Here is a 22366-nt window from a genome sequence, read left to right as displayed (position 1 = left end):
TTGGATATGCGCGGGACGGCATTGGAGAATCGGGTCCGGCACCACGCGGCGGGTGCGGACAACGGGGAGGTGGCAGCGGAGTGGACCAGCTGACGGCGCACGATCCGAGGCGGATCGGGCCCTTCGAGGTGCTGGGGCGGCTCGGCGCGGGTGGGATGGGGCTGGTCTACCTGGCGCGTTCCGCGGCCGGGCGGCGGGTGGCCATCAAGACCGTGCGGGGTGAGCTGGCCGAGGACGAGCTGTTCCGGGTCCGCTTCGCCCGGGAGATCGCGGCGGCCAAGACGGTCGGCGGCTTCTACACGGCGGCGGTGGTGGACGCCGACGCGGACGCCCGGGTGCCCTGGCTGGCCACCGCCTACATCCCGGCGCCCTCGCTGGAGGACCTGGTCGAGGAGTGCGGCCCGCTGCCGGTGGAGGCCACCCGCTGGCTGGTCGCCGGCATCGCCGAGGCCCTGGAGTCCATCCACGCGGCCGGGCTGATCCACCGCGACCTCAAGCCCTCCAACGTCCTGGTGGTCGAGGACGGCCCGAAGGTGATCGACTTCGGGATCGCGGCCGGGGTCTCCAGCACCCGGCTCACCATGACCAACGTCGCGGTCGGCACCCCCGCCTACATGTCCCCCGAGCAGGCCCGGGACAGCCGCACCGTCCGGGGCGCCAGCGACGTCTTCTCGCTCGGCTCGCTGATGGTCTTCTGCGCCACCGGGCACCCGCCCTACCGGGGCACCAACCCGGTCGAGACGGTGTTCCAGCTGCTGCGCGAGGAGCCGGACCTGACCGGCATGCCGCCCGAGCTGATGGACCTGGTCCGCCGCTGCATGCAGCAGGCCCCCGAGCGCCGGCCCACCCCGGCGCAGATCCAGACCGAGCTCGCCCCGCACCTCTTCTCCCGGGACGACGCCACCGGCGAGGCCGGGGACTGGCTGCCCGCCCACGCGCTGGAGCTGATCGAGCGCAAGCGGGGCCGGCGCCCGGCCGCCCAGCCGCCGCGCCCGCCCGCCGAGCCGGCCCAGCCGCCCCCGCACCCCCAGGCGCCGCCCGCGCACGTCCCGCCGCAGCACCCCGGCCCGGCCGACCCGCGCACCAACCCGGGCGGGCGGCACGCCCAGCCGCCGGCCGGGCCGGTGCACAGCCTGCCGCAGCGCGCCCCGGGCTCGGACGCCGAGATCCCGACCGCGAAGATCGCCTCCCCGAACCGGCACCGGGCGCCCACCGGCGGCGCCGTCGAGGTGCAGCTCTCCGGCGCCTCCGTCCGGATAGGCCCGGGGCCGCGGGCCGAGCACGAGCAGCCCGGCCCGAGCACCGCCCCGGCCACGACCGACTGGGTCCGCCGGGCCCCCGTCCCGCCGCCCCCGCCGGTCGCCCGCTGGCGCCCCTGGCGGTTCCGGATGTCCAACGACGTCTGGGGCACCCCGGTGGTCGCCGACGGGACGCTGTTCGTCTCCAGCTTCGAGGTGCACGCGCTGGACATCGCCTCCGGCGAGCGCCGCTACAAGACCCGGGACGTGGCCTGGGCGCTCGCGGTGGACGCCGGCCGGGTGCACGCCGCGGACGGCCCGCACCTGTACACCGTGGACGCCGCGGACGGCACCGAGCGCTGGCGCACCTCGCTGGACGGCTGGGTCTACTCGCTCTCCGCCGCCGACGGCGTACTCTGCTGCGGCATCAGGGGCGGCGGCGTCCAGCTCCGCTCGGCCGCCAACGGCGCCGAGCTGTGGCGCGCCGACGACGCCCAGCAGGACTTCGAGAACCCGCAGTCCGGCCCGGTCCTGGTGGGCGGCGCCGCCTACTACTACGGCGGCGGGCGGCTGCGCTGCGTCGACCCGCGCGGCGCGGGCCTGCGCTGGTCCTTCCCGGTCGGCGAGGAGGTGCCCTCGCACCCGGTCGAGCGCGGCGGCGTGCTGTACGTGTCGGCCGGCACCCGGGTGTACGCGCTGGACGCGGCCAGTGGGGCCGAGCGCTGGCGCTTCGACGCCCCGGTGGTGCTGTTCACCCCGCCCGCCCTGGACGCCGACGCGGTCTACGTGGCCGACTACCTGGGCACGGTCTACGCGCTGGACGCGGCCACCGGCCGGGACCGCTGGCGCGGGGTCACCGGCCGCCGCCAGGGGGCCGACCCGGTGGTGGTCTCGGACGGCATGGTGCTGGTCGGCAACGGCGAGGTGCTGTACGCCTTCGAGGCGGCCACCGGCCGGGAGCGCTGGCGCTACACCGCCCGCGGCGAGATCGTCGGCTCCCCGGCGGTGGCCGACGGCCTGGTGCACCTGGGCAGCCGGGACCACTCGCTGCACACCCTGGACCTGGCCAGCGGTCAGCTGCGCTGGGAGCTCGGCACCAAGGGCGAGCTCACCGGCTCGCCGGTGGCGGTCGGCGGCCGGGTCTTCGTCGGCTCCAAGGACCGCTGCGTGTACGCGCTGGACGCCTTCTATGGCACGGCGGTGCCCGCCCGCTGAACCGCGGGGCGGACACCGCCGGACGGGCGCCGTCGGATCAGGCCCTGCGGGCCCCGGGGTGGCGGCTGCACCAGCCGTCCCACGCGGAGGAGACCATCTCGGTCACGTCGTGGCGGGCGGTCCAGCCCAGCTCGCGGCGGATCAGGTCGGCGGAGGCCACCACCCGGGCCGGGTCGCCGGCGCGGCGCGGGGTCACCTCGGCGGCGGTGTCGTAGCCGGTGACCTTGCCGATCACCGCCAGCATCTCCTTGACGCTGACGCCCTCGCCGCGGCCGATGTTCAGCACCAGGGAGGTCGCGCCGGCCGGGTCGGCGGCCATCCGCTTGGCGGCCGCCACGTGCGCCGAGGCGATGTCGGAGACGTGGATGAAGTCGCGGACGCAGGTGCCGTCCGGGGTCTGGTAGTCGTCGCCGAAGACCCGCGGGGCCTCGCCGGCGGTGAGCCGCTCGAAGACCATCGGGATCAGGTTGAACACCCCGGCGTCGGAGAGCTCGGGGGAGGCGGCGCCGGCCACGTTGAAGTAGCGCAGGGCCACGGTGGACATGCCGTGGGCCTTGCCGGCCGCGGCGACCAGCCACTCGCCGGCCAGCTTGGTCTCGCCGTACGGGCTCATCGGGGCGCAGGGCGTGGACTCGGTGACCAGGTCGACGTCCGGCATGCCGTAGACCGCGGCGGAGGAGGAGAAGAGGAAGCGCTTCACCCCGCCCTCGGCGGCGGCCTCCAGGACGGTCTGGAGGCCGATCATGTTCTCGCGGTAGTACAGGAACGGCTGCTCGACGGACTCGCCGACCTGCTTCTTGGCGGCGAAGTGCAGGATGCCCTCGACGCCGTGCTCGCGGATCGCGGCGTCCAGGGCGGCGCGGTCCAGGGTGGAGCCCTCGATCAGGGGGACGCCGGCCGGCAGCCGGGAGGCGTCGCCGGTGCTGAGGTCGTCCAGGACGGCGACGCGCTCCCCGGCGTCGAGCAGCTGTCGGACGACGTGTCCGCCGATGTATCCGGCACCGCCGGTGATCAACCAAGTCATGTGCCGATCCTAGGGGCGCGCCTCGGGGATCTCCGGCGCACCCGCGTTCGGATCCGACCGCCACGTTCGGGCGAGTCGAAGCCACAAAGCGGACAAAACGGTGAAAAGCTGACAAGGATTTCCGTGCGCTCATGCCCGCGCCCCCCGGCGTGGTGACGAATCGGAGGCAGCCAGGTGCACCGTCGCAAGGAACACACCAGCCCCCTGCCCGGCGGGCGGCTGCCGGCCGCGGCCGTGGTCGCCGTGGCGGCCGCGCTGGCGCTGGCCGGCTGCAGCAGCGGCACGTCCTCCTCCGCCACCGTCGCCGCCACCGGCTCGCCCTCGTCCCCCGGCTCCACCCAGGCCTCCGCGGCGTCCGGCCAGTCGAACGGCGGGACCCAGCTGCAGGACGCCTACCAGGCGGTGATCGCCAACGTGCTGCCCTCCGTGGTGCAGATCACCACCGGCGACAGCCTCGGCTCCGGGATCGTCTACGACGACAAGGGCGACATCGTCACCAACGCCCACGTGGTCGGCTCCGCGAAGACCTTCACGGTGACCCTCGCCAACAGCACCACGACGCTGGACGCCGGCCTGGTCGCCAGCTACCCCGACTCCGACCTCGCGGTGATCCGGCTGAACAACCCGCCGAGCGGTCTCCGGCCGGCCAGCTTCGGCGACTCGGGCAAGGTCCAGCTCGGCCAGATCACCCTCGCCATGGGCAGCCCGCTGGGGCTCTCCAGCAGCGTCACCCAGGGCATCGTCTCGGCCACCGGGCGGACCGTCTCCGAACCCCAGGGCCCCGGCTCGCCGGGCGCCACCATCGGCAACATGGTGCAGACCTCGGCGGCGATCAACCCGGGCAACAGCGGCGGCGCGCTGGTGAACCTGGACAGCAAGGTGATCGGCATCAACACGCTCGCCGCGACCGAGCCGCAGAGCAACGGCGCGGCTGCCCCCGGCATCGGCTTCGCCATCCCGGCGAGCACCATCACCAACATCGCCGACCAGCTGATCAAGCAGGGCAAGGTCACCAACTCCGGCCGGGCCGCGCTCGGCATCACCGCCCGGACCAGCTTCAACCAGCAGTTCCAGCCAGCCGGCGCGGTCATCGTGGCGGTCACCCCGGGCGGGGCGGCGGCCTCGGCGGGGCTCCGGGCCGGCGACGTCATCACCAGGATCGGCGACACCCAGGTCGACTCGCTGAACGCGCTCACCACCGCGCTCGCCTCGCTCACCCCGGGCAGCAAGGTCACCGTCACCTACACCCGGGACGGCGGCAGCAAGACCGCCGACGTCACCCTCGGCGAACTGGAAGGCGCCCAGACCTCCTCCCCCTGAGCCCCGGTACGGGGACGCCGGGCCGCACGCCGCGCAAGGGTTCAGCGGGCCGGGTGCCGTACCGGAACGGCGCCGGGACCTCGTCTTCGCCTCGACGAGGTCCCGGCGCCCTACTGTGCCGTGCTGTTCCCGTGGTCAGCGGCGGGCGGTGCGGGTGCGCCAGGGCAGCTCGACGGTGACGGTGGTCGGGCCGCCGTCGGGGCTGTCCACCAGGAAGACCCCGTCCACCGCGCGGATCCGCTCGGCCAGCCCGGCCAGGCCGCTGCCCGGGTACGGGGCCGCGCCGCCCTTGCCGTCGTCCTGGACCAGCACCATCAGCTGGTTGTCCGAGCGCCAGACCTCGACCGTGGCGGAGCGGGCGCCGGCGTGCTTGGAGACGTTGGTCAGCAGCTCGCTGACGGTGAAGTAGGCGATGCCCTCGACCGCCGAGTCCGGGCGCTCGGGCTGCCCGTCCGGGCCGCTCAGGTCGACGCTCACCCGGACGCCGCCGGGGACGGTGCAGCGGGCGGCGACCGAGGACAGCGCGGCGTCCAGGCCGCGGTCGGTGAGCACCGCCGGGTGGATGCCGCGGGCCAGGTCGCGCAGCTCCTGGAGGGCCAGCTTCACCTCGCCGTGGGCGTTGTCGACCATCTTCGCGGCGGCCGCCATGTCGTCCTCGGACTCCACCTCGCGCAGCCGCTCCTTGGCCATGCCGAGGTCCATCGCCAGGGCGACCAGCCGGGCCTGGGCGCCGTCGTGCAGGTCGCGCTCGATCCGGCGCAGGTCGGCGGCGGCGGTGTCGACCACGGTGCCGCGGTCGTCCTCCAGCTCGCGCACCCGCTCGGCCAGGGCGCCCGGGAAGAGCAGCGACTCGATCAGGATGCGGTCGACCGAGGCCAGCCCGCGGATCACCCAGGGCAGCACCGGCCAGAGCACGATCACCGAGACCAGGGTCAGGGCGAAGCTGAGCACGCCCCAGGGCAGCATCAGCACGTTGTAGAGCGCCGAGCGCCAGTTCAGCAGGTCGGTGAGCTGGGCGATGGTGTAGCCGACCACCCCCGGGCGGCGCGGCTTCACCGGCTCCGGCTCGTCGATCGCGGAGCCGTACGCGGCGCGCGCCCGCCGCCGGCCCAGCGTGCCCAGGGAGCGCGAGACGGCCAGGCCGCCGGCCAGCATCGGCAGGCCGAGCACGGTGACCGACAGGCCCAGGCCGACCGACAGCGCGGTCATGGCCAGCACGAAGCCGAAGATGCCGAGCGGCAGGTTCAGCAGCAACTGGCCGACCTGGTGCCACATCCTCGTGCCGTACAGCGGTGGGCGCTCCATCCGGGCGTCCTGCTCCTTGATGGCGTCCACGGCGCGGTGCAGCGGCTTCATGCGGATCTACCGTCCCTACTTCGTCGTGCGGCTGGACCAAGCTTCCCGAACCGGGAGCGGTGGGGGCCATGGGGGTGATACATCTTCCCGGCCGGGGGTTAACCCCACCCCCGCGCCCGGTCACCGGACGCCCGCCCGGGTGTCCACCGGCCGTCTTGCGGAGCGGGCAGGGTTCGGGCGGAGCGGAGCGGTCCCCTTAGACTCACGCTTTGGCCATGGTTGGGCCGGTGAGAGCAAACGTCGTAGAACTGTCTTGAGGGCGGGTTCACGGCCGAGGTGGAGGCGAAGGCATGGAGGGGAAGCACGCGGCTGCCGTCGCGGCCGACCCGGCGGTCGGCAGCGGCTACTTCGACGCGTACGCCGCGATGGGCCTGATGGCCGTCGTCGGGGTGCTCTTCGTCGCCGTGGCGTTCACCGCCAACCGGCTGCTGCGGCCCGTGGTGTACTCGCCCGAGAAACTCCTCGCCTACGAGTGCGGGGTGGACCCGGTGGGCGAGGACTGGGCGCACACCCAGATCCGCTACTACGTGTACGCCTTCCTGTACGTGATCTTCGCGGTGGACGCGATCTACCTGTTCCCCTGGGCGACCGTCTTCGCCACCGCCGGGTACGGCGCCGGGACGCTGATCGAGATGTTCCTGTTCATCGGCTTCCTCGCGGTCGGGCTGCTCTACGCCTGGAAGAAGGGCGTTCTGGAATGGACGTGACGCACTCCCACTCGCACGGCGGCGCACAGGGCGGTCCCGTCCCGCTCGGCCTGCCGGACCCCGCGCGCCCCGGCGCCGTCGAGCGCCGCGGCCTCGGCCCGCTGGCCCGGCTCGCACCGGACCCGGTCAAGGTGGTGCTCAACTGGGGGCGCCGCTACAGCCTCTGGTGCTTCAACTTCGGGCTGGCCTGCTGCGCGATCGAGTTCATCGCCGCCTCCATGGCCAAACACGACTTCATCCGGATGGGTGTCATCCCGTTCGCGCCCGGACCCCGTCAGGCTGATCTGATGATCGTCTCCGGGACGGTCACCGACAAGATGGCGCCCGCCGTCAAGCGGCTCTACGAGCAGATGCCCGAGCCGAAGTACGTCATCTCCTTCGGCGCCTGCTCCAACTCCGGCGGCCCCTACTGGGACTCCTACTCGGTCACCAAGGGCGTGGACCAGATCATCCCGGTGGACGTCTACGTGCCCGGCTGCCCGCCGCGGCCGGAGGCGCTGCTCCAGGGCATCCTCAAGCTCCAGGAGAAGATCGCCGCCGAGTCACTGCCGGACCGCTACACCGTGCCCGCGCCCGCGGCGGCGCTGCGCCGACCGCTGGTGGCCGGGCCTTCGGGGGCTTCTGCGGCCGGTACCGCGAGCGGCTTCGCGACAGGCTCCGCACCCGGGACCGCGGCCGGTTCCGCGGCCGGCGCTTCGACCGAGGGAGGGGTCTCGTGACATCCGCCGAGCAGTACGCGGCGTCGGTCGGGGAGTGGGCGACCGGCGCCGAGGCGTACGGGCTGGTCACCGTCGACGTCCCCGCCGAGCACTGGACCGAGGCGCTCACCAACGCCCGGGACGTCCTGGGCCTGGGCTTCTTCGACTGGCTGAGCGCCGTCGACGAGCTCGCCGAGGGCTTCTCCGTGGTCGCCCACCTGGCCGCCGTCGAGGCGCCCGGCGTCCGGCACCTCGCGCTGCGCACCCGGGTGCCGCGCGACCGGGCCGCGCTGCCGACCGCCGTCCCGGTGTACGCCGGTGCCGCCTGGCACGAGCGCGAGACCCACGAGATGTTCGGCATCGACTTCCCCGGGCACCCCCACCTGGCCACCCTGCTGCTGCCGGACGGCTTCGAGGGGAACCCGCTGCGCAAGGAGTTCGTGCTCGCGGCCCGGGTCGCCAAGGACTGGCCGGGCGCCAAGGAGCCCGGCGAGTCCGACCACGGCGGCGGGCCGGCCCGGCGCAAGATGCAGCCGGCCGGCGTGCCGGACCCGAACGAGTGGGGGCCGCTCAAGGGCACCCTGCCGCCGGTCGCCGAGCGGCCCGCGCGCGGTGCGCGGGCGGCGGGGGCGGCGGCGCGGACGCCCCGGGCGGCTGCGAGCGCTGGTGCGGGTGCCGCTGGTGCGGCCGGCGCTGGCGCCGGTGCGGCTGCCGCGGGCGCCGAGGCTCCCGCGGCCGCTCCGGCCGAGGGCGCCCCGCCGGTGCGGGCGGACCGGCCGCGACGGACCCGGTCGGTGTCCGAGGGGTCGGCCAGTCAGACGGCCGCCGAGGCTCCCGCCGAACCGGCCGCCGAGCCGACGGCCGAGCCCGCGGCTCCCGTACGGCCCCGGCCTTCCGACGCGCCCCGGTCCTCCGACGCGCCCTGGCACAACCCGGTGCCCGCCCACGAGGAGAAGCCGTCGGGCGAGAAGCCGGGCGAGCCCGGCAAGTTGGGCAAGCCGGTCGAGCAGAAGGACGAGACCTCGGCCGGACCGGCCGACCAGGACGGAGAAGGCGCGTGAACCTGCTCGACACGGTGCTGCGCTGCGTCGCCACCCTCGTCGTCTTCCTGGTCCTCCCGCTGGTCATCGGCCAGACCGAGCACAAGGTCATGGCGCACATGCAGGGCCGGCTCGGCCCGATGTACGCGGGCGGCTTCCACGGCTGGGCGCAGCTCGTCGCGGACGGCGTGAAGTTCGCGCAGAAGGAGGACATCGTCCCGGCCGGGGCGGACCGCCGGGTCTTCCAGCTGGCGCCCGCCGTCTCGCTGCTGCCGTACCTCTTCGTGCTGCTGGCGATCCCGGTCGGCCCGGACGGCTTCGTCGGCCAGGCGATCGACGCCGGGCTGTTCTTCGTGCTCGCCGTGATGGGCGTCGGCGTGATCGGCAAGCTGATGGCCGGCTGGGCCTCGGCGAACAAGTTCTCGCTGCTCGGCGGCCTGCGCACGGCCGCGCAGCTGATGTCGTACGAGCTGCCGCTGGTGCTGGCGGCGGCCTCGGTGGCGATGGCCGCCGGCACGCTGTCGCTGCCCGGGATCGTGGACGCCTGGGAGTGGTACTGGCTGCCCTGGCAGCTGATCGGGGCGTTCGTCTTCTTCACGGCCGGTCTGGCCGAACTCCAGCGCCCGCCGTTCGACATGCCGATCGCCGACTCGGAGATCATCTTCGGCGCGTACACCGAGTACACCGGCCTGCGGTTCGCCCTGTTCCTGCTGTCCGAGTACGTGGGCATCCTGGTGGTGTCCGCACTGACCGCGGTGCTCTTCCTGGGCGGCTGGCACGGACCGCTGCCGGACCAGCTCGGCTGGCTCTGGATGCTCCTCAAGACCTTCGCGCTGGCCTTCGTGGTCATCTGGCTGCGGGTCACCTACCCGCGTCTGCGCGAGGACCAGCTGATGCGTTTCGCGTGGACGGTGCTGATCCCGCTCGCGCTGGTCCAGCTGGCCCTCACCGGCATCATCAAGGTGGCGATCTCATGAGTTTCCCCGGTATCGGGCTCGCCAAGGGCCTGGCCGTGACGCTGCGGACGATGACGAGGAAGAGCGTCACCGCGCAGTACCCCGACGTGCAGCCGGTGCTGCCGCCGCGTTCGCGCGGCGTCATCGCGCTGCTGGAGGAGAACTGCACGGTCTGCATGCTCTGCGCGCGCGAGTGCCCGGACTGGTGCATCTACATCGACTCCCACAAGGAGACGCTGCCGGCCGCCGAGCCGAACGCCCGGGCCCGCACCCGCAACGTGCTGGACCGGTTCGCCATCGACTTCTCGCTCTGCATGTACTGCGGGATCTGCATCGAGGTCTGCCCCTTCGACGCGCTGTTCTGGTCGCCGGAGTTCGAGTACGCGGAGACCGACATCCACGAGCTGACCCACGAGCGGGAGAAGCTCCGCGAGTGGATGTGGACCGTCCCCGCGCCGCCGGCGCTGGACCCGGCGGCCGAGGAGCCCAAGGAGATGGCCACCGCGCGCAAGGCCGCGGACAAGCTGGCGGCCGCCGCCGCGGCGGCCCTCGAGGAGAAGGGTGACGACGCGTGACCGGTGCCACCACGCTTCTCGCGGCGACCGGCTCCCTGGAGCCGGCCGCCCGTTCGTTCCTGTCCCCGACCGGGCAGGAGATCGTCTTCCTGCTGGTCGGGATCGCCGTGCTCGGCTCGGCCGTGGTCTCGGTGACCACCCGGCAGCTGGTGCACGCCGCGCTCTGGCTGGTGGTCGCGCTCGGCGGGCTGGCGGTGGAGTTCCTGCTGCTCACGGCCGAGTTCATCGCCTGGGTGCAGGTGCTGATCTACCTCGGCTCGGTGGTCGTCCTGGTGCTGTTCGGGCTGATGCTCACCAAGGCGCCGATCGGGCGCTCGCCGGACGCCGACTCCAAGAACCGCTGGGTGGCCCTGGTCGTGGCGCTGGCCGCGGCCGGGACGCTGGTCACGCTGGTGGTCGACGCCTTCCGGACCTCCTGGATCGACCTCGGCCAGGGCGGCGGCTCGGCCGCCGTCACCGGGGCCAGCCTGTTCCGGCACTGGGTGCTGCCCTTCGAGGCGCTGTCCGTGCTGCTGCTGGCGGCGCTGGTCGGCGCGATCGTGCTGTCGCGCGGCTCGGGGCGGCGGGTGCCGCCGCCCCGGGCGGGCAGGCTGCGCGCCGGGCGGCCGGTCGGGTCCAACGGGACGGTCGCCGCGAACGCGGCCGCGAACGTGAACGCGACGACTACGGCCGCTCCCGCTGCTCCGTCCGCGCCGTCCGCGCCGTCCGCGTCGGAGGAGAGCTGATGCACCTCGCCTACCCCGCCGTCCTCGCCGCGCTGCTGTTCAGCGTCGGCGTGTACGGCGTGCTCGCCCGGCGCAACGCCGTCCTGGTGCTGATGTCCGTCGAGCTGATGCTCAACGCCGTCAACCTCAACCTGGTCGCCTTCGACGCGTGGCTGCGGGACTCGCTGCACGCCGGGCAGGCGCTCACCCTGTTCACCATCACCGTCGCCGCCGCCGAGGTCGGGCTGGGGCTCGCCATCGTCCTGCTGCTGTTCCGGGCCCGGGGCACCGCGGACATCGACCGGGCCACCGCGCTCGGCGACCCGGGCGAGGCGCTCGCCGTCGAGGAGACGCCGGTCGGCGCCGGGACGCCGACCGGAGCCGAGGCACTGAAGGGCCAGGCCGCCGCATGAACCTCGCCCTGCCCGTACTCGTCCCCGCGCTGCCCGCGCTCGGCGCCGCCGCGACCCTGGCCGTCGGCCGGAAGGCGCCCGGGCTGGCCCGGCCGCTGGCGATCGTCCCGGTCGCCGTCGCGGCCGTGCTCGCCCTGGTGGTCGCCCTCCAGCTCGGCACCGGCCGGACCCTGGACGCCGGCACCCGGCTCACCCCGACCGGCGGCCCGGACATCACGCTCGGCCTCCACCTGGACGGCTTCAGCTCGCTGATCTCCGTGCTGGTCGGCCTGGTCGCCACCTGCGTCCAGGTCTACTCGACCGCGTACCTCAAGGAGGACCCGCGCTACCCCTCGTACGCGGCGCTGGTCTCGCTGTTCACCGCGGCGATGTTCCTGGTGGTCTACTCGGGCGACCTGATCGTGCTGCTGGTCGGCTGGGAGGTCATGGGCCTGTGCTCGTACTTCCTGATCGGCCACCACTGGGAGACCGCGGACGCCCGCTCGGCCTCGCTGAAGGCCTTCCTGGTCACCAAGCTCGGTGACGTGCCGTTCCTGTTCGGGATCTTCCTGCTCGGCGCGGACGCCGGCAGCTTCCGCGTCCCGGACGTGCTGGCGGCCGCGACGGAGGGCCGGCTCGGGCACCCGACGCTGACCGCGCTGCTGCTGCTCGCCGGCGTGGCCGGCAAGAGCGCCCAGTTCCCGCTGCACACCTGGCTCCCGGACGCGATGGCCGGCCCGACCCCGGTGTCCGCGCTGATCCACGCCGCCACCATGGTCGCGGCCGGCATCTACCTGGTCGCCCGGCTGCTGCCGGTGTTCCTGCTGTCGGGCGCGGCGCTGGTCGTGCTCGCGGTGATGGCCGCCGTGACGATGATCGGCTCGGCGCTCTGCGCGCTCGCCCAGGACGACCTCAAACGGGTGCTCGCCTACTCCACCGTCGGCCAGCTCGGCTACATGGCCGGCGCGCTGGCCAGCGGGGACCGCGAGGCCTCGGTCTTCCACCTGGTCAGCCACGGCGCATTCAAGGCGCTGCTGTTCCTGGCCGCCGGTGTGGTGATCCACGCCGCGCACACCAACTCGATTTCCGCGATGTCCCGCATGCCCGGGCTGCGCAAGCGGGTGCCGGACGCCTACTGGACGACGGGCATCGCGCTCGTCGCCCTGGTCGGGCTGCCGCCGTTCTCCGGCTTCTTCAGCAAGGAGGCGGTGCTGACCGCCGCCGAGCACGCCGCCAACGGCGAGGCGCTGACCAACGGGCTCGGCCCGGCCTCGGCGGTGCCGCAGACGGCCGGGTGGATCGTGCTGATCTCCGCCGGGCTCACCGCGCTGCTCACCGCCGCGTACGCGACCAGGCTCTTCCTGCTGGCGTTCCACAGCCCGGCCGGGGCCGCCGTGCCGACGGCCGCGGCCGCCAAGGCCCGGGTCCAGGCCCCGGTACCGGCACCGGCCGATCACGAGGCCGGCGCGCCGTACTCGCCCGAACTCGACGAGGCCGACCCGGCCACCGCCGAGCCGCCCGCGATGCGCTGGCCGCTCTGGGTGCTGGCCGTGCCGACCATGGGCTTCGGCATCGTCGGCCTGCGCTCGGACTGGCTGCCCGCGCTCCTGGACGGCGGCTCGCTGCGGCCCTCCGCGGTCACCGCCGTCACCGGGACCGGGCTCGCCGCGGTCGGCGTGATCGCCGCGTACGGTGCCTGGCGCTCGGCGACCGCCCGGCTGGGCACCGGCCGCCCGGCCCCGGCCGGAGGCTGGGGGAGGGTGCCCGAGCAGGGCGGAGCCCCGGCCGCCGAGGTGATCGTCGCCGACCCCGGGCGCACCCTGCTGGGCCCGCTGTTCGGCCCGGCCCGGCACGGCTTCGGCGTCGACCGGCTCTACCACGCGCTGTTCGTCCGCCCGGTGGGCGCCGCCGCGAAGCTGGTCCGCTTCCTCGACCGCGAGGTCGTCGAGACCTACGTGCGCGGCAGCGGAGCGGGCGCCAACCTGCTCGGCCGGGCCGTCCGGCTCGCGCAGACCGGCAACGCGCAGACGTACCTCAGCGCCCTGCTGGCCGGCGTCGTCCTGCTGGCCGTCCTGGTGGCGGTGTAGCCGGTGCTGCTGTCCTCGACCTCCGCCACCTCGACCGCTGCTGGGAGCCCCCGATGAACGCAGTCCTCATCGCCCTCCTGCTGCTGCCGCTGCTCGGTGCCGCACTCACCCTGGCGCCGGTGTTCGGGCCGGACCGGGCCGTGGCCGACCGGCGGGCCCTGCGGCTGAACACCGTCGTCACCGGCGCGGTGCTCCTGCTCGCCGTCGCCCTCGCGGCCGGCTTCGACCACGACGAACCCGCCCGGATGCAGGCCACCACCGACGTGTCCTGGATCCCGGCCCTGCACGTGCGCCTCCACCTCGGCGTGGACGGCGTCTCGCTGCCGCTGGTCGTGCTGACCGCGCTGCTCACCTTCCTCTGCGCGCTGTACTCGGAGAAGCGGCTGCCGGACGGGGAGACGGTACCCTCGGCGCAGGCCTTCGTCGGGCTGTTCCTCCTGCTCGAGGTCGGCATGCTCGCCACCTTCGCGGTCCTGGACCTCCTGCTCTTCTTCCTGGCCTTCGAGATCGTGCTGATCCCGATGTACTTCCTGATCGCCCGCTGGGGGAGCGGCGCGAAGGTGCCGTCCGCCAACCGCTTCATCCTCTACACGCTGCTCGGCTCGGCCGTGATGCTGCTCGGCTTCCTGCTGATCGGCAGCAAGGCCGGCACCTTCGACATGCAGGCCCTGGCCGCCGCGCACGGCAGCGGCCTGAGCCACACCACCCAGGTGATCGCCGCGCTGGCGATCCTGGTCGGGCTCGCGGTCAAGGCCCCCGCCTGGCCGCTGCACAGCTGGCTCCCCGACGCGCACACCGCCGCCCCGACGGTGGGCTCGGTGCTGCTCGCCGGCGTGCTGCTGAAGATGGGCACCTACGGCCTGGTCCGCGTCCTCCTCCCGGTCGTGCCGGACGGCGCCGCCACCCTGGCCCCCTATCTGGGAGCCTTCGCGGCCGTCGGCATCGTCTACGGCTCACTGGCCTGCCTGGCGCTGGCCCGCCCCGGCGCCAAGGGCGACCTCAAGCGCCTGATCGCGTACTCCTCCGTCGGCCACATGGGCTTCGTGCTGCTCGGCATCGCCTCCCTCACCCCGGTGGGCGTCAACGGCGCGCTGTTCGCCAATATCGCCCACGGCCTGATCACCGGCCTGCTGTTCTTCGTCGTCGGCGCGCTCAAGGACCGCTACGGCACGGCCGACCTCGACACCCTGGCCGGCACCACCGGCGCCGCCCTGTACGGCCGGGCCCCGCGGCTCGGCGTACTGCTCGCCTTCGCCGCCGTCGCCAGCCTCGGGCTGCCCGGCCTGGCCGGCTTCTGGGGCGAGCTGCTCGCCATGTTCGGCGCGTTCGACCCGGCCGCCGGCCTGTCGCGCCCCGCGTTCGTCACCTACATGGTCCTGGCCGGCCTCGGCACCCTCCTCACCGCCGCGTACCTCCTGATCGTGGTCAAGCGCGTCTGCATGGGCGACCCCGAGCAGCCCGCCCCGGTGGCCGAGCTCGCCGACCTGCGCCCGTACGAGGCCGTCAGCTGGACGCCGCTGGCAGCGCTCACCCTGCTCGCCGGACTCTGGCCCGCGCTGCTGCTCGGCCTCTCCGACCCCGCCGTCAAGCACCTCCTCGGGGGTGGCTGACCGTGCTCGCAGCCCAGACCGCCGCACTCGGACCTCACTCCACGGGGCAGCACACTGTGACCTCCCTCGCCGTAGCCAACCCGGGCAGCCTGATCCAGTCCGTGGACTGGGTGGCGATCGCGCCCCCGCTGATCGCCGCCGTGGCCGCCCTCGCGGTGCTGCTCACGGACCTGTTCCTGCCCGAGCGGCACAAGAAGTGGCTCGGCCGGCTCACCGCGGCCGGACTCGCTCTCGCCCTCATCGCGCTCCTTCCCCTCACCGGATCGTCACCCCGCGCCACCTTCTGCGTGCAGAACGTAGCAGGGGGGTCCGACAGCGGCGGCTGCTCGTACGTCGCCGACCACTTCGCCCTGGTGTTCCAGCTGCTCGCCCTCGGCGGCGCGCTGATCGCGGCGCTGCTGTCGACGCACACCGTGGAGGACGAGAAGCTGCCGCGCGGCGAGTACTGGTTCCTGCTGCTCTCCAGCGCCACCGGCGCCGCCCTGCTGCCCGCCTCCCGGGACCTCGCCACCATGGTGATCGCCCTGGAGGTCGCCTCGCTGCCCGCCTTCGCCCTGGTCGCGCTGCGCCGGGACGGCCGGGGCGCCGAGGCCGCGTTCAAGTTCTTCGTCTCCTCGGTGACCGCGACCGCCGTGATGCTGCTCGGCGTCGGCTTCGTCTACGCGGCGAGCGGCAGCCTGCACCTCGGCGCCGTCGCCCAGGGCCTGGAGCACGCCCCCGGACAGCTCAGGCCGCTGGCCGAGGCGGGCGCGGTGCTGACCCTGGTCGGCTTCGCCTTCAAGGTCGCCGCCGTCCCGTTCCACTTCTGGGTGCCCGACACCTACACCGGCGCCCCGCTGCCGGTGGCCGGCTACCTCTCGGTGGTCGGCAAGGCGGCCGGCCTGTCCGGGCTCGCGCTCGCCACCACCGTCGCCTTCCGCCCGTACGCCCACACCTGGGGCCTGGTGCTCGCGGTGCTGGCCGCCGTCACCATGACCGTCGGCAACGTCGGCGCGCTGCGGCAGCGCTTCGACACCCGGTACAGCGCGGTGCGGCTGCTCGCCTGGTCCTCGGTCGGCCAGGCCGGGTACCTGCTGGTGCCGCTCGCCGCGGCCGGCTACGCGCCCACCGGCGTCGACCCGCTCGGCGCCACCGCCGCGTACGCGCTGATCTACGGCGTGGTGAACCTCGGCGCCTTCGGGGTGGTCGCCGCCGTCGGCCGCCGGGCCGGGACCAGCGTGGACGACTTCCGCGGCCTGTTCGCCCGCAACCGCTGGACGGCGCTGGCGCTCGCCTTCTTCCTGCTCTGCCTGGCCGGGCTGCCGCCGGGCGTGGTCGGCCTGTTCGGCAAGGTCGTGGTGTTCCGCGCGGCGGTCGACGCCGGGCTGGGCTGGCTCGCCGTGGTGATGGCCGTCAACGTGGTCGTCGCCCTGTACTACTACCTGCTCTGGACGGCCCGGCTGTTCGCCCCGGCGGGCGACGCGCCCCTCGACGGGGCCGCCGCCGGGCACCGCCTGCCGGTGAGCCTCACCGCGACGCTCGGGCTCACCGCCTCCGCCGCCGTGGTGCTCTCGGTGGCGCCGCAGCTGGTCCTCCAGGTGGCGGGCGGCTCGCTGTTCTGAGCCCGGGCCGGGCCGTGGTTCCGGGCCCGGGTCGGGCCGATCCGGGGGTGAGGCCGGGCCGCTCCGCCGTGACGGCCCGGTGACGGTGCGGTGGTACCGGGGGTGCGGCCCGGCGGTGTCACGTCGGTCACAAGGGAACAAGGTCCCCGGCCCCACCCGTTGACCGGGCAAGAGGGACGAGGCAGAAAGGGCTTCCCCACCGCACCATTGGAGGGCCTGACGTGCACAGCCGGCACAACGGACTGAGGACCGCCGTCCTGCTCGGAGGCCTCTCCGCGCTGATCCTGGTGATCGGCGGCCTCTTCGGCCGCACCGGCTTCGTGATCGCCCTGCTGGTCGCCCTCGGGACCAACGCCTACGCCTACTGGAACAGCGACAAGCTCGCGCTGCGGGCCATGCGGGCCCGGCCGGTCAGCGAGTTCGAGGCACCCGGGCTGTACCGGATCGTCCGCGAGCTCTCCACCTCCGCCCGCCAGCCGATGCCCCGCCTCTACATCTCCCCGACCCCGGCCCCGAACGCCTTCGCCACCGGCCGCAACCCGCGCAACGCGGCGGTCTGCTGCACCGAGGGCATCCTGGGGATCCTGGACGAACGCGAGCTGCGGGGCGTGCTCGGGCACGAGCTGAGCCACGTCTACAACCGGGACATCCTGATCTCCTCGGTGGCCGGGGCGCTCGCCTCGGTGGTGATGTTCCTGGTGAACTTCGCCTGGCTGGTGCCGTTCGGGCGCAGCGACGACGACGACGGCCCGGGGCTGTTCGGGATGCTCGCCATCATGATCCTCGGCCCGCTCGCGGCCGGGCTGATCCAGATGGCGGTCAGCCGTTCCCGCGAGTACCAGGCCGACGCCGACGGGGCCCGGATCACCGGCGACCCGCTCGCCCTCGCCAACGCCCTGCGCAAGCTCGACGCGGGCACCCGTCAGCTGCCCCTGCCGCCCGAGCCGCAGCTCCAGACCGCGAGCCACATGATGATCGCCAGCCCGTTCCGGCCCGGCGAGGCCGGTGCGCGGCTCTTCTCCACCCACCCGCCGATGGCCGAGCGGATCGCCCGCCTGGAGCGGATGGCGGGCGGGCAGGTCTAGGGCCCCGGGGCGTCAGTCCGCGAGCTCCTCGTACGCGAGCCGCAGCCGGTGGACGCCCTCGGCGACCTGGGCGGAGCTCTCGGCGGCGGCGTAGCTGAGCCGGAGGTGGGGGGCCGGGGGCTCGGCGGGGTGGTACGGGCGGCCGGGGGAGAGCTGGACGCCGGCGCGCAGGGCGGCCCTGGCGAGGGTGGTGTCGTCGACGCCGTCGGGGAAGCGCAGCCACAGGTGGTACCCGCCGGGGCGGTGGGTGCCGACGACGCCGGGCAGCTCGCGGTGCAGGGCGGCGACGGCGGCGGTGCGGCGGTCGCGCAGTTCGGCGCCGAGGGTGCGCAGGTGGCGGGCCCAGGCGGGGTCGGAGACCAGTTCCAGGGTGGCCTCCTGGAGCGGCCGGGGCACGAAGAAGCTGTCCACCACCTGGGTGGCCCGCAGCCGGGCCAGTGCCGGGCCGCGCGCGGTGAGGGCGCCGACCCGCAGGTTGGGGGAGGCCGCCTTGGTCAGCGAGCGCAGGTGCACCACGACCCCGTCCCGGTCGTCGGCGGCGAGCGGGCGCGGCAGCGCGGGGGCGTCCGCGTGGACCAGCAGCCGGGCGAAGTCGTCCTCGACCACGAAGGCCCCGGCCGCCCGGGAGATCCGCAGCACCTCCTCCCGCCGTACGGGCGACAGCACCGCGCCGGTGGGGTTCTGGAACAGCGGCTGGCAGAGGAAGACCCGTGCCCGGGTGGCCGCGAAGGCCTCCGCCAGCAGGTCGGTGCGCACGCCGTCGGCGTCGACCGGCACCGGGACGGGCCGCAGCCCGGCCGCCCGGACGACCGCCAGGATGCCCGAGTACGTCGGCGACTCCACCAGCACCGGCGAGCCGGGCGCGGCGAGCGCCCGCATGGCGACGGTCAGCCCGCTCTGCCCGCCGGCGGTGATCAGGACGTCCCCGGCGCCGATCGGCCCGCCGTGGCCGCCGATGTCGCGGGCGAACCAGCCGCGCAGTTCGGTCAGCCCGTCGGTGGGCGGGCGGTCCCAGGCGCCCGGCCGCCGGCCGGCCCGGGCGAGGACGGCGGCGAGCAGCCGTTCGGGCAGCAGCGAGGCGTGCGGGTAGCCGCTGTTGAGGTCGATGACGTCGGGCGCGGGCACCCGGAGGGTGTCGAACACCGGGGCGGCGAGCAGGTCGCGCGGGCCGGAGTCGGCGCTGAGCGCGATCTCCTGCCAGGAGAGGTCGCCGGTCCGGCCGGCCGGCGGGGCGGGGACGGCCGGGGCAGCGGCGAAGGCGGCCGCCCGGAACACCCCGGCGCCCGGCCGGGAGACCACGAGCCCCTCGGCGACGAGCACCGCGATGGCCCGGGAGACCGTCACCGGGCTGACCTGGTGGCGTTCCACCAGCGCCCGGCTGGCGGGCAGTTTCCGCCCCTCCGGGTAGCGCTCCACTTCCCGCCGCAGGATGTCGGCGAGTTCGGTCACGCTGCTACGCTCGTTCATGACGGCACAAGATAGCGCTATCCGCCCGAAGGCGATAGCACCTCGACCGGCCCCCGCTTCCGGCACCGCCCTCGCGGCCCTCGGGGTGGCCTCCTTCTCGCTCACCTTCCCCGCCACCGCGTGGGCCCTGACCGGCTTCGGCCCGTGGACCGCGACCGGTCTGCGCGGCGTCCTGGCCGCTGTGCTGGCCGCGCTCTACCTGCTGGCCGTCCGCGCCCGGCCGCCGCGGCGGGGGCAGTGGCCCGGGCTGCTGGTGGTCTCGGCCGGCTGCGTCCTCGGCTTCCCGCTGCTCACCACGCTCGCCCTGCGCACCTCCTCGACCGCCCACTCGGCGGTGGTCATCGGCGTGCTGCCGCTGGCCACGGCGGTGGTCTCGGCGCTGCGCACCGGCCGCCGGCCGTCCGGGGCGTTCTGGGCGGCGGCGCTCGCCGGGGCCGCGGCGGTGCTCGCCTTCACCCTGGTCCAGAGCCACGGCCGGCCGACCGCCGCCGACCTCTACCTCTTCGTGGCGGTGCTGCTCTGCGCCGCCGGGTACGCCGAGGGCGGGCGGCTCTCCCGGGACCTGCCGGGCGGGCAGGTGATCGCCTGGGCGGTGCTGGTCGCGCTGCCCGCGACGCTGCTGACCGCCGTGCTCGGGCTGGGCGCCGAGCCGGTCCGGCTCGGGGCGAAGGCGCTGGCCGGGCTGGCGTACACGGCGGCGGTCTCGCAGCTCGGCGGGCTCGTGCTCTGGTACCGGGGCATGGCCGCGATCGGGGTGCCGAGGGCCAGCCAGCTCCAGCTCGCGCAGCCGCTGCTGACGCTGGTCTGGTCGGTGCTGCTGCTCGGCGAGCACCTGCCGGCCGCGGCGCCGGTCACCGCGGTGGTGGTGCTGGTCTGCATCGCGGTGACCCAGCGGGCCCGGAGCTGACCGGGCGGACGGCACCGGCCCCGGAGCTGACCAGGCGGGCGGCACCGGCCCTGGAGCTGACCAGGCGGGCGGCACCGGCCCCGGAGCGGAGCGGCGCCGTACGCCCCCGAACCCTCGCTCCGACCGGATCGGCGCGGCCCCGCGCTCGTTAGGATGAACCCGCGCCCGCCGGTCCGGGCGCGGCATCCGGAGGGAGTGGGCCGTCATGGCAGACCAGAGGCACGCCCCGACGGCCGGGGACGCGCCGCCCCGACGACGAGGCCAGGGCGAGCTGGAGGCGCAGGTGCTCGCGGTGCTCCAGCAGGCGCCCGGCCCGGCCGCCGCGGGGTGGGTCCAGGAACGCCTGGAGGGCGACCTGGCGTACACCACCGTGATGACCATCCTGTCCCGGCTGCACGCCAAGAACGCCGTGACCCGGACCCGCGCCGGCCGTTCCTACCTGTGGCAGGCCTCCGCGGACGCCGCCGGGCTGGCCGCGCTGCGGATGCGCCGGATGCTCGACGGGGAGGCCGACCGGGACGCGGTCCTGGCCAGCTTCGTCAGCGCGCTGCTGCCGCACGACGAGGAACTGCTGCGGGCGCTGCTGGACGCCGCGTCCGCCGATCCGGCGGCGCCCGACCGTGAGAGCTGACCCGTGGGCTTCTTCGTCTTCCTCCCGCTCGTCCTGCCGCTCACCGCGGTCCCGATCGCGCGCCTGACCGAGCAGCACCTGCATCCGCGCGGCGCGGCCCGGCTGATGACCGTGATCAGCGCGGTGATGGCGGTGTGCAGCGTGCTCTGCCTCGGACTGATCGGCGTGGTCGGCACCGCGCAGATCCCCGGCAACCCGCTGCCGGACAGCTGGTCCGACCCGGAGGTGCGGGCCGCGCTGCCGTACCACGAGACGGTCGGCACGGCCGCGATGTGGCTGCTGGCCCTGGTGGTCCTGGCCTGCGCCCGGACGGTCGTCCGGCACCTGCGGGTGCGGAACCGGGCCCGCCGGGCGCTGAGCGGGCTGCCCGCCGGGCCGGGGGAGTCCGGCGACCTCGCGGTGCTGCCGGACCACAGCCCGTACGCCTACGCGCTGCCCGGCTCGCCCGGCCGGGTGGTGGTCTCCACCGGGATGCTGGCCGGCCTGGCCGCCGACGAGCGCGAGGCGCTGCTCGCGCACGAGCGGGCGCACCTGCGCCACCGGCACCACCGGTACCTGCTGACCACCCAGCTCGCCGCCTGCGTCAACCCATTCCTGCGGCCGCTGCAGCACGCGGTGGCGTTCAGCGCGGAGCGGTGGGCGGACGAGGAGTCGGCGCAGGCCGTGGGGGACCGCCGGATCACCGCGCGGGCGGTGGCCCGGGCGGCGCTGGTCTCGCACGCCGCCCCGGCCCCCGGCTTCGCGGCCTTCGCCACCCCGGCCGCGGCGGCGGCCTCGGCCGGCCCGGTGCCGCGCCGGGTCGCCGCGCTGCTCGGCCCGGTGCCGACCTCCCGCAACTGGCCGCCGGCCAAGACCCCGGCGGGCCTGGCGGCGATGGTCGCGGCGATCGGCACGGCGGTGTCGGCGCTGTGCGCGCTCAACGCCGCCGTGGCCCTGCTGGTGGTGCTCAAGGCCGTCACCCCGCTGTAGCGGCCGCCCGGCCAGGCCTGTCAGGGCGGCTCAGAGCGTCGCGGCCAGCTCGTCGAGGGCGGCCTCGGCCGCCGCCAGCGACTCGGCGGCGAGCGGCTGGAGGGCGTTCAGCGCCGGGACGTCCGCGGCCCTGGTGAGCTCGGCGGTGACCACGTGCAGGTGCTCCGGCGCGACCCCGATCCGGTCGAAGTAGGCCCGCAGGTACGGGACCTGGAAGTCGCAGTGGGCGCGCGGGGTGCCCGGCGCGTAGCCGCCGCCGCGGACGGCGACGACCGCCACGCGGGTGTCGCGCAGCAGCGGCTCGCCGGTCTCCGGGTCGTGGTGGACGCCGGGGAAGGTGACCCGGTCGATCCACGCCTTGAGGCCGGCCGAGACGGTGTAGTTGTACATCGGGCTGCCGACCAGCAGGGTGCCGGCGGCCCGCAGCTCCTCGATCAGCGGGCGGCTGAGCGTCCACTCGTGCGCCTCGTCCGGCCCTTCGGCGAGGCGGCCGATGTCGTCCAGCGGGAGTGTCCCCTTGCGCTCGGTGCGGCGGCCGAGGGCGTCGTAGGCGGCGCGCACCGGGGGCACCGGGTCGGCGGCGAGGTCGCGGTACCGGTACCGGTCCCGGCCGGCGGTGCCGTGCCGGGCGTGCCAGGCGTCGGCGAAGCGGGCGGTCAGGGCGCGGCTTACCGAGCCGGACGGGCTGATGCTGGAGTCCAGGTGGAGCAGCGTGGTGGAGGTCATGGTGGTCTCCCGGTCACCTCGGAGGAGGACGGATCGTCATAGCGGTGACGGGCCGCGC

Annotated in this window: 20 protein-coding genes; 16 read left to right on the top strand and 4 right to left on the bottom strand. The window is 74.8% G+C overall.

What is annotated here, in order from left to right; translation table 11 throughout:
- The first annotated feature begins 80 nt into the window (after window positions 1-80).
- The gene (locus tag ACLWS4_RS07595; protein WP_074003998.1) at window positions 81-2453 is read left to right on the top strand and encodes a PQQ-binding-like beta-propeller repeat protein; all 2373 of its coding nucleotides are present in this window, start codon (window positions 81-83) and stop codon (window positions 2451-2453) included.
- A gap of 37 nt (window positions 2454-2490) precedes the next feature.
- Here ACLWS4_RS07595 and galE read toward each other — a convergent pair whose 3' ends face one another.
- Window positions 2491-3477, bottom strand: coding sequence for a UDP-glucose 4-epimerase GalE (galE, locus tag ACLWS4_RS07590; protein WP_416873624.1), 987 nt, complete (start codon window positions 3475-3477; stop codon window positions 2491-2493).
- A 204-nt stretch (window positions 3478-3681) separates the two neighbouring features.
- Here galE and ACLWS4_RS07585 point away from each other — a divergent pair, with 204 nt between their 5' ends.
- On the top strand, window positions 3682-4797 hold the full coding sequence (locus ACLWS4_RS07585) for a S1C family serine protease (protein ID WP_074004053.1): 1116 nt from the start codon (window positions 3682-3684) through the stop codon (window positions 4795-4797).
- Window positions 4798-4932: 135 nt separating this feature from the next.
- On the opposite strand, the gene ACLWS4_RS07580 is transcribed toward ACLWS4_RS07585, so the two are convergent.
- Window positions 4933-6102 carry a sensor histidine kinase gene (locus ACLWS4_RS07580; protein WP_049657675.1) on the bottom strand — a complete coding sequence of 390 codons (1170 nt, stop codon included), beginning with the start codon at window positions 6100-6102 and terminating at the stop codon, window positions 4933-4935.
- Between the two features lie 341 nt (window positions 6103-6443).
- Between ACLWS4_RS07580 and ACLWS4_RS07575 the strand changes: the two genes are divergently transcribed.
- The 11 genes from ACLWS4_RS07575 (at window position 6444) to htpX (ending at window position 17608) form a co-directional block, all read left to right on the top strand.
- On the top strand, window positions 6444-6860 hold the full coding sequence (locus tag ACLWS4_RS07575) for an NADH-quinone oxidoreductase subunit A (protein WP_049657666.1): 417 nt from the start codon (window positions 6444-6446) through the stop codon (window positions 6858-6860).
- The gene (locus tag ACLWS4_RS07570; protein ID WP_416873623.1) at window positions 6851-7579 is read left to right on the top strand and encodes an NADH-quinone oxidoreductase subunit B; all 729 of its coding nucleotides are present in this window, start codon (window positions 6851-6853) and stop codon (window positions 7577-7579) included. The genes ACLWS4_RS07575 and ACLWS4_RS07570 overlap by 10 nt, the downstream gene beginning before the upstream one ends.
- Window positions 7576-8619 carry an NADH-quinone oxidoreductase subunit C gene (locus ACLWS4_RS07565; RefSeq protein ID WP_416873622.1) on the top strand — a complete coding sequence of 348 codons (1044 nt, stop codon included), beginning with the start codon at window positions 7576-7578 and terminating at the stop codon, window positions 8617-8619. The genes ACLWS4_RS07570 and ACLWS4_RS07565 overlap by 4 nt, the downstream gene beginning before the upstream one ends.
- Complete coding sequence (nuoH, locus tag ACLWS4_RS07560) at window positions 8616-9575, top strand: NADH-quinone oxidoreductase subunit NuoH (protein WP_375876941.1); 960 nt, start codon at window positions 8616-8618, stop codon at window positions 9573-9575. Before ACLWS4_RS07565 ends, nuoH begins: the two co-directional genes overlap by 4 nt.
- Window positions 9572-10129 (top strand): NuoI/complex I 23 kDa subunit family protein, encoded by a 558-nt coding sequence (locus tag ACLWS4_RS07555; RefSeq protein WP_049660446.1) that lies wholly within the window; start codon window positions 9572-9574, stop codon window positions 10127-10129. Before nuoH ends, ACLWS4_RS07555 begins: the two co-directional genes overlap by 4 nt.
- The gene (locus ACLWS4_RS07550; RefSeq protein WP_074003993.1) at window positions 10126-10854 is read left to right on the top strand and encodes an NADH-quinone oxidoreductase subunit J; all 729 of its coding nucleotides are present in this window, start codon (window positions 10126-10128) and stop codon (window positions 10852-10854) included. Before ACLWS4_RS07555 ends, ACLWS4_RS07550 begins: the two co-directional genes overlap by 4 nt.
- Window positions 10854-11246 carry an NADH-quinone oxidoreductase subunit NuoK gene (gene nuoK / locus ACLWS4_RS07545; protein WP_049660586.1) on the top strand — a complete coding sequence of 131 codons (393 nt, stop codon included), beginning with the start codon at window positions 10854-10856 and terminating at the stop codon, window positions 11244-11246. The genes ACLWS4_RS07550 and nuoK overlap by 1 nt, the downstream gene beginning before the upstream one ends.
- Window positions 11243-13312, top strand: coding sequence for an NADH-quinone oxidoreductase subunit L (locus ACLWS4_RS07540; RefSeq protein WP_416873621.1), 2070 nt, complete (start codon window positions 11243-11245; stop codon window positions 13310-13312). The genes nuoK and ACLWS4_RS07540 overlap by 4 nt, the downstream gene beginning before the upstream one ends.
- A 53-nt stretch (window positions 13313-13365) precedes the next feature.
- Window positions 13366-14922 carry a complex I subunit 4 family protein gene (locus ACLWS4_RS07535; RefSeq protein WP_049656601.1) on the top strand — a complete coding sequence of 519 codons (1557 nt, stop codon included), beginning with the start codon at window positions 13366-13368 and terminating at the stop codon, window positions 14920-14922.
- Window positions 14923-14978: 56 nt separating this feature from the next.
- The gene (locus ACLWS4_RS07530; protein ID WP_416873620.1) at window positions 14979-16523 is read left to right on the top strand and encodes an NADH-quinone oxidoreductase subunit N; all 1545 of its coding nucleotides are present in this window, start codon (window positions 14979-14981) and stop codon (window positions 16521-16523) included.
- A 221-nt stretch (window positions 16524-16744) separates the two neighbouring features.
- The gene (htpX, locus tag ACLWS4_RS07525; protein ID WP_380776514.1) at window positions 16745-17608 is read left to right on the top strand and encodes a zinc metalloprotease HtpX; all 864 of its coding nucleotides are present in this window, start codon (window positions 16745-16747) and stop codon (window positions 17606-17608) included.
- Window positions 17609-17620: 12 nt separating this feature from the next.
- Here the strand turns inward: htpX and ACLWS4_RS07520 are convergent, their stop codons facing one another.
- Window positions 17621-19075, bottom strand: a complete 1455-nt coding sequence (locus ACLWS4_RS07520) for a PLP-dependent aminotransferase family protein (RefSeq protein WP_049656596.1) — start codon at window positions 19073-19075, stop codon at window positions 17621-17623.
- On the opposite strand from ACLWS4_RS07520, the gene ACLWS4_RS07515 reads away from it, so the two are divergent.
- The 3 genes from ACLWS4_RS07515 to ACLWS4_RS07505 all read left to right on the top strand — a co-directional run bounded on the left by ACLWS4_RS07515 (window position 19074) and on the right by ACLWS4_RS07505 (window position 21582).
- Complete coding sequence (locus tag ACLWS4_RS07515; protein ID WP_074003988.1) at window positions 19074-19982, top strand: DMT family transporter; 909 nt, start codon at window positions 19074-19076, stop codon at window positions 19980-19982. The two genes, ACLWS4_RS07520 and ACLWS4_RS07515, sit on opposite strands and share 2 nt — an antisense overlap.
- Window positions 19983-20187: 205 nt before the next feature.
- On the top strand, window positions 20188-20613 hold the full coding sequence (locus ACLWS4_RS07510) for a BlaI/MecI/CopY family transcriptional regulator (RefSeq protein ID WP_049656591.1): 426 nt from the start codon (window positions 20188-20190) through the stop codon (window positions 20611-20613).
- Between the two features lie 3 nt (window positions 20614-20616).
- Window positions 20617-21582, top strand: a complete 966-nt coding sequence (locus ACLWS4_RS07505; protein ID WP_416873619.1) for a M48 family metalloprotease — start codon at window positions 20617-20619, stop codon at window positions 21580-21582.
- Window positions 21583-21612: 30 nt separating this feature from the next.
- Here the strand turns inward: ACLWS4_RS07505 and ACLWS4_RS07500 are convergent, their stop codons facing one another.
- Window positions 21613-22308 carry an FMN-dependent NADH-azoreductase gene (locus ACLWS4_RS07500; RefSeq protein WP_416873618.1) on the bottom strand — a complete coding sequence of 232 codons (696 nt, stop codon included), beginning with the start codon at window positions 22306-22308 and terminating at the stop codon, window positions 21613-21615.
- Between the last annotated feature and the right edge of the window lie 58 nt (window positions 22309-22366).

The organism is Kitasatospora sp. SC0581, assembly GCF_048159585.1.
In the GTDB taxonomy this organism is placed as follows: domain Bacteria; phylum Actinomycetota; class Actinomycetes; order Streptomycetales; family Streptomycetaceae; genus Kitasatospora.
This window is presented reverse-complemented; position numbering and strand designations above follow the sequence as displayed.

Bases quoted from the DNA above. Each gene is read 5' to 3' on its own strand.
- ACLWS4_RS07515 (WP_074003988.1), top strand. From the start codon at position 19,074: ATGACGGCACAAGATAGCGCTATCCGCCCGAAGGCGATAGCACCTCGA.
- ACLWS4_RS07570 (WP_416873623.1), top strand. From the start codon at position 6,851: ATGGACGTGACGCACTCCCACTCGCACGGCGGCGCACAGGGCGGTCCC.
- ACLWS4_RS07540 (WP_416873621.1), top strand. From the start codon at position 11,243: ATGAACCTCGCCCTGCCCGTACTCGTCCCCGCGCTGCCCGCGCTCGGC.
- nuoK (WP_049660586.1), top strand. From the start codon at position 10,854: ATGCACCTCGCCTACCCCGCCGTCCTCGCCGCGCTGCTGTTCAGCGTC.
- ACLWS4_RS07535 (WP_049656601.1), top strand. From the start codon at position 13,366: ATGAACGCAGTCCTCATCGCCCTCCTGCTGCTGCCGCTGCTCGGTGCC.
- ACLWS4_RS07575 (WP_049657666.1), top strand. From the start codon at position 6,444: ATGGAGGGGAAGCACGCGGCTGCCGTCGCGGCCGACCCGGCGGTCGGC.
- ACLWS4_RS07555 (WP_049660446.1), top strand. From the start codon at position 9,572: ATGAGTTTCCCCGGTATCGGGCTCGCCAAGGGCCTGGCCGTGACGCTG.
- ACLWS4_RS07580 (WP_049657675.1), bottom strand. From the start codon at position 6,102: ATGGAGCGCCCACCGCTGTACGGCACGAGGATGTGGCACCAGGTCGGC.
- ACLWS4_RS07510 (WP_049656591.1), top strand. From the start codon at position 20,188: ATGGCAGACCAGAGGCACGCCCCGACGGCCGGGGACGCGCCGCCCCGA.
- galE (WP_416873624.1), bottom strand. From the start codon at position 3,477: ATGACTTGGTTGATCACCGGCGGTGCCGGATACATCGGCGGACACGTC.
- ACLWS4_RS07520 (WP_049656596.1), bottom strand. From the start codon at position 19,075: ATGAACGAGCGTAGCAGCGTGACCGAACTCGCCGACATCCTGCGGCGG.
- ACLWS4_RS07500 (WP_416873618.1), bottom strand. From the start codon at position 22,308: ATGACCTCCACCACGCTGCTCCACCTGGACTCCAGCATCAGCCCGTCC.